This window comes from Shewanella sp. 10N.286.52.B9 (assembly GCF_002873635.1).
GTDB lineage: Bacteria > Pseudomonadota > Gammaproteobacteria > Enterobacterales > Shewanellaceae > Shewanella.
On the sequence record NZ_MCTY01000032.1, the window covers coordinates 1 to 6,539 of the forward strand.

Genomic DNA, 6,539 nt, shown 5'->3' on the forward strand with positions numbered 1-6,539 from the left:
TCACTGTCAACGAAATGACCAAGATCGCTTAGTTAAAAATTAACGTATTTAAACATTCAATTATCAAAATAGATTTGAAAGTATTTACAATATAAGTCAGTAATTGAGTGTAGTACCTGTACTACATTTAGTGAGTAACTCAATATGACATGACGAGTTGCCCTATCACTAAAACATTAAAGACATCAAAATTACCGACGATTTCGGTATCAAATTTAAAAGGAACATCCCATGACTACATTAACGATTGTTGCAAACATCAAAGCTAATGACGACAAAATTGAACTGGTGAAAGCCGAGCTACTAAAGCTTATCGACATTACTCGCGCTGAAGAAGGTTGCATCAACTATGACCTTCATCAAGACAACGACAACCCAGCGCATTTTACTTTTTATGAAAACTGGGTATCACGTGAACTTTGGCAAGCTCATATGGGCAACCAGCACCTTGCTGACTACATGACAGCAACGGAAGGCTCTGTCGCAAGCTTCACAGTCAACGAAATGACTAAGATCGCGTAACGACAACATAAAACAAGCTTGTTATAGCACTATGCCCTGACTAAAACGGTTAGGGCATCAAAGAACACCAATGAGGCTCGACATGAAAAATATCAAAATCTTACTAACACTTGCGACTGCGATGATAGTTAACACAGCGCAAGCGGCTGATATCGAAGTGGTTGCCAAGCTTGATGGCACACGACCAGGGAACATTACAGTAACGAAGCAGGGGCGTACTTTCCTTTCTATGCAACCCCTTGATGCACCTGAACTTCGTGTTGTTGAATTGATGAAGGATGGCTCAACCAAAGCATTTCCAACCCAAGACTGGGCAGATGGTCCAGATAAAGGTGAGGTTGGTTTGGCTTCAGTAATCGGTATTGATAGTACCGATGATGGTGTTGTGTGGGTGTTAGATATGGGCAGTGAAACTTCGCCTTCGCAAATTGTTGCATGGGATACCGTCAACGATAAGCTATTTAAACGCATTGAAATTGGAAAAGACGTACAGGTCGGTAACTCTTTTTTACAGGATTTTGCATTAGATACACTGCGTAACCAGATGTACATTGCCGATACGAGTTTAGGTAATCTGTATGGCGAAGCTGCGCCTGCCTTTGTTGTTGTAGATTTAAATACAGGTAAATCTCGCCGCGTTTTGCAATCAAATAAAGCACTGCTTTCACCTGAGCATGAAGTTGTGATTGATAGTTCTCGTATGGCGACAAAGCGTGAAGATGGTAGCGTTGATGCGCTTTATCTTGGTGTGAATCCAATCACTATTGATGCAAATAATGAATGGCTATATTTTGGTACAGTCAATGGTAGTGCTATCTACCGTATTCCTGCCGCTGCTCTTGCTAACACAGCGCTTAGTGAAGATGCATTGGCCGAGCAGATTGAATTTTTCAGTGAAAAACGTCCAAGTGATGGCATGATTATCGCAGATAACGGTGATATCTATGTCGGTGATATTGAGAAAAATGCTGTTGGTGTGGTGAATAAAGACGGCTACAAAATCTTTGCACAAGATGACAAGTTATTGTCATGGGCAGATGGTTTCTCTATCCAGGGTGATTACTTGTACGTCACTCAAAACTCTCTTCACTTCCACCCTGCTTTCAACGAAGGCGAAGAAGGTTCAACCAAGCCATACCATGTGCTTCGAATCAAACTTAACTAATTGATGGTCTTTATGGCGGGAGTCATTCTCTCCTGTCCTTATTTTTCAATTCAATAGCGAGCCCATCATGAAAAATTCACGATAAAACCGAGTCGAGACCTTATCCAGATGTCTGAATTTGCCTCATCTGCTGTTGGCGGAGGTGATGTGATTGCTGACGGTAGCAAGGTTACACATCTTCAGGTTGGAACCGCGTGGTTGGTCTGTTTTTTCCGACTTGGGACACTGTCGCGATCAATCAAGGTAGCAACGATGTGGCCAGAGGCGGAGGCAGTACTGATGGTATGTTAGCTCAGGAAGTGGTTGGTCATGAAGATCGCTTTATAACTTTTCCAGATCACCTTTCTTACGAAGAAGCATCAACTGTAGTGGATCAGTAAATTTGGCCACATAGTCAGAACTCTAGACATAAGGAAAAGTAAGTCTAATCGCGTGTCTTGAAATTAGCCTCAATCCTGCTCTAGCTTGTTTTGGGGCATAAATGCGTTACAGCCACCAACTTTATACTTCGTTTATATTGGCTCTTTTTCAGTAGTCCATTACTTCAATCTAATCCATTGCCTGCCGCAGGCTTATGTGCAAGCACGACTGTGACACGCTGCAAGTTCGTCCCTGAAAGCTCGGCCATGACGTCCTTGTCATGGACGGTCACAGCCGCGCTTACATCGGAATTTTCATCTCTTCGATTTAGCTTTTTATATTGCAACAAGTAAAAGCCAAATATCAAAAGCTAGACAATCTATAAATCTAAGAAAGTAAAAGACTAAAACTCAATTTGAATTGAGGACGTTGAAGAAAATAGCGTGATGCTCACATGGATGTGAGCATAGCTTTCGAGGTGCAGGATCACTCCTTAGCATCCATGCCACCGTGACATTTGTAAATCCATTTACTTCAGACTCACCATCGGAAGCGTTAGCATTTTCACTCTTTATAATAAACAGGGGCCGAAGTTAGCAACAAACGAAGTTAAAAGCTGGATAAATCCCCATCGAAAATCATGCGCTTTTCAGCATTTTTCGTTAGGGGCGGCGGGGCCTAATTCATTAATAAAGAGTATGGAGGGTAATGCTGTTGATACCCTTTTGGTTGGGTGTGGGTGGAAAACCCACGACGTTAATCCAAACGGAGTTTGGAAATACAAAAAAGGCATCAACAGTCTAATTTGGGTGCGGACTAGGTATCACGACTTTGAATTGTTCATAATAACCGATTCTTTAAGCCACAATAATGCTTCTTTAAAATGGTCAGTATCAAATAACTTACATGAAGCGGGTTTTATAAGGTCTTGCGGATGCGTCTGTAAACTATTTGCTGGTCTTTATTGCAACAAAGCCTAACTTGTTAGGTAAAAACTGCAGGCTTAATAAATAACTCATAGTCAAAATTAGCTGTATTAAGCAATTTAAATAAACTGATTTTCAGCTAACACCATGATTTTTAACTGCTTAAGGTTGCCATTAATTAGCTTTGGAACGTGTTTGGTGTGATTGTTAAAAGTGTTAATTGTCATACTGCTGTCACATTAGCGTCATAGACTTGTCATCATCGTCATTGATACTGAGCCTGTCTTAAATAACAACGCTTATAATACCGGAGCACAAAAATGAAACTTAAACAGCTAGTTGGCGCTATCGCCTTTTCTGCAGCTGGTGTATTTTCAGCTACATCTATGGCAGCCATTGATAAAACATTACCTGTGTACGAAAAAACCAGTGGTGTTTCAGGTAACTTGTCATCAGTGGGTTCAGATACATTAGCCAACATGATGACCTTATGGGCTGAAGATTTTAAACACATTTACCCTAACGTAAATATCCAAATTCAAGCTGCCGGTTCTTCTACTGCGCCGCCAGCATTAACTGAAGGTACTTCTCAGTTCGGTCCTATGAGCCGTCAAATGAAGCCTAATGAAATTGAAGCTTTTGAAAAACATTATGGTTACGCACCAACAGCTATTCGTGTTGCAATTGATGCATTAGCAGTATTTGTGCATAAAGATAACCCAATCGAAGGGCTAAGCATCGAGCAAATCGATTCAATCTTCTCATCAACTAAAAAGTGTGGTGGTGATGATGTAACGCGTTGGGGCGATGTTGGGCTAGAAGGTAACTGGGCTAAGAAAGACGTGCAATTATATGGTCGTAACTCAGTATCAGGTACTTACGGTTACTTCAAAAAGAAAGCACTTTGTAAAGGTGACTTTAGACCAAACGTTAATGAGCAACCAGGTTCTGCTTCAGTAGTGCAATCAGTTTCTCAAGGTCTTAATGCTATCGGTTATTCTGGTATCGGTTACAAAACTGCAGGTGTTAAAGCGGTAGCGCTTTCAAAGAAAGGCACTAAATACATCGCAGCAACTGCAGGTAATGCAGCGAATGGGACTTACCCATTATCACGTTACTTATACGTTTACATCAACAAGCACCCTAACAATGACTTATCACCAATGGATCGTGAGTTCATCCGTTACGTGTTATCTCTTCAAGGTCAGCAAGTTGTTGAGAAAGATGGCTATGTACCACTACCACGTAGTGTTGTAGCAAAAGATTTACAAAAAGCAGGTATTAAGCTGTAAGCTAAACTGCTTCTTTTTAAAAAGCCTCTTTTTAAGAGGCTTTTTTATTTCAAATAGTGAGCGTTAAGTTTACTAGATACACAGTGATACTCGATGAAAAGCGGCCATTGGTATACAGTACTCATTAGAACTTTTGGAGTAATGGATATCAAAATGCGCAAGCTTTGGGACAATAATCGTGATTATCATTCAGTGGCAAATACTGATCAGATAAAAGTGCATCATTTACAGTTAAACTTAGATGTTGATTTTGATAAGCAGCAATTAGTCGCTCAAGCGACACTGCAATTTAATCGCTGTGAAGACTGTAATGAATTAGTGCTAGATGGCCGGGATTTGATTATCGATACCATTACCGATAATAGTGGTCGCTTGCTTGAATTTAGTATTGAGCATATCAATGAGCTACAAGGCGAGAAGATTATCATTGCAGTAGGTGATGACATCAACCAAGTGACCATCAGTTATCGTACCTCCCCAAAGGCGCAAGGGCTGCAATGGCTGACGCCTGAGCAAACCTTAGGTAAACAAGTCCCTTATCTTTTTAGCCAATCTCAACCGGTTAATGCCCGCAGTTGGATCCCTTTGCAAGATACTCCCAAAGCGCGTATTACTTTTTCAGCTGCCGTTAAGGTCAATAACGGTTTACGGGCAGTGATGAGCGCGGCAAATAGTGACATTATGCCCGCTGATGGCGTGTTCCAGTTTGAGATGGAAAAGCCCATTCCGACCCATTTACTAGCACTGGCAGTAGGAGATTTAGCTTACGGGGCCATTAGTGACCGCTGCGGTATTTATACCGAACCTGCGATGCTAGCCAAAGCGTTGGCTGAGTTTGAAGATACCGAGGAGATGATATTAGCGGCTGAGTCCTTGCTTGGCCCATATCCATGGGATCGCTATGACATGATAGTGTTACCGCCGAGCTTTCCCTTTGGTGGCATGGAAAATCCACGACTGGCTTTTATTACTCCTACCTTGATAGCGGGCGATAAAAGCTTAGTGTCTACCGTAGCCCATGAGTTAGCTCACTCATGGACGGGCAACTTAGTCAGCAATGCCACATGGCGAGATTTATGGCTCAATGAAGGCTTTACCACTTACTTTACTAATCGTTTAGTGGAAAAAATCTATGGCAAAGAGCAAGCGGAGCTTGAGTGGGTTATTGAGTTTGGCCGCCTTAAAGAAGAAATGATCTCCATGCCATTAGCCGCGCAAACACTACCGGCGAACGTGCAGCACCAAGATGCCAATGACGCTTTTAATCGCTTTACCTATGACAAAGCATCAATGTTTGTCCATGAACTTGAAGTACGATTAGGCCGTAAAGCCTTTGATCACTTCTTATTTGATTATGTGCAGCATTTTAAATTTCAAGCCATTACCACAGAAACCTTTATTGAATATGCCAAGCAAACCTTGCTTGTGCAGTATCCCGAGGCCATCAGTGAATCAGAGTTGATGACTTGGGTATACGGTGAAGGATTACCCCAATGGTTTGTTGGGCCGACATCCACAAGCTTAGATAAAGTGGATTTGGCATTGCAGCAATTAAAGCTGGGCGACAGTGCGGCTAAATTGAATGTGGCTGGTTGGCGAGTGCATCATTGGCAGTATTTTATCAAACAGCTACCGCTGCAACTCACGCAGCTACAACTTACCGATCTTGATAGCGTGTTTGGCTTCTCGGGTTCACAAAATGCTGAGCTTGCCTGCGACTGGTACAGTGTAGCCATCCGCAATAACTATGAGATAGTGCTGCCAAAGGTTGCAGCCTTTTTAGGTCATATTGGCCGAGCAAAGTTTGTTAAGCCGCTTTATAACGAGTTATTAATTGCCGGGTATGAGCAACAGGCTTTAGCGATATTTCAGCAGGCAAGGGCAGGTTATCATCCTTCACTGCAAGTACAACTTGATGCACTGATGCAGCAGCTTTGAAGCTCGGCGCTATTGATTAACAATGGCAACCCAGTGGGCTGCCAGAAGTATTACTTTGCGGGTTTTGCTAATAATGCGCTAGCGTATTAACAATGCCCTAAATGGGGGATGATGATGAACAATGAAAACCGGGTAAAACATAATTCGGTTAGCGATAATGTCATTCGATATTCAGTCACTGTGATGAAGAGTTTGTGAACATCGCCTTAAAAGCACATTACCTCGTTGCTACAGTTACTCAGAGTGGCTCATTTCAAAAAAGTTCATTACCGCGGTAAATTATTTTAAAGTTTTTTTGGCTAGCTGGTTTGATTGGATTTTATTACTGCAATTTAG

Annotated in this window: 5 protein-coding genes; all 5 read left to right on the forward strand. The window is 41.9% G+C overall.

The window, feature by feature from the left end; translation table 11 throughout:
* Positions 1 to 231 precede the first annotated feature (231 nt).
* The 5 genes from BCU91_RS02920 (at position 232) to BCU91_RS02940 (ending at position 6,203) form a co-directional block, all read left to right on the forward strand.
* Positions 232 to 522, forward strand: coding sequence for a putative quinol monooxygenase (locus BCU91_RS02920; protein WP_102530868.1), 291 nt, complete (start codon positions 232 to 234; stop codon positions 520 to 522).
* 82 nt (positions 523 to 604) lie between these two features.
* Positions 605 to 1,687: an L-dopachrome tautomerase-related protein gene (locus BCU91_RS02925; protein WP_102475381.1), complete on the forward strand. Its 1,083-nt coding sequence runs from the start codon at positions 605 to 607 to the stop codon at positions 1,685 to 1,687.
* A gap of 194 nt (positions 1,688 to 1,881) precedes the next feature.
* On the forward strand, positions 1,882 to 2,067 hold the full coding sequence (locus BCU91_RS02930) for a hypothetical protein (protein WP_102530869.1): 186 nt from the start codon (positions 1,882 to 1,884) through the stop codon (positions 2,065 to 2,067).
* A 1,226-nt stretch (positions 2,068 to 3,293) separates the two neighbouring features.
* Entirely contained in the window at positions 3,294 to 4,265 is a 972-nt protein-coding gene (locus BCU91_RS02935) for a phosphate ABC transporter substrate-binding protein PstS family protein (RefSeq protein ID WP_102530870.1), read from the forward strand.
* 153 nt (positions 4,266 to 4,418) lie between these two features.
* Entirely contained in the window at positions 4,419 to 6,203 is a 1,785-nt protein-coding gene (locus BCU91_RS02940; RefSeq protein WP_198590421.1) for a M1 family metallopeptidase, read from the forward strand.
* The last annotated feature ends 336 nt before the right edge of the window (positions 6,204 to 6,539 follow it).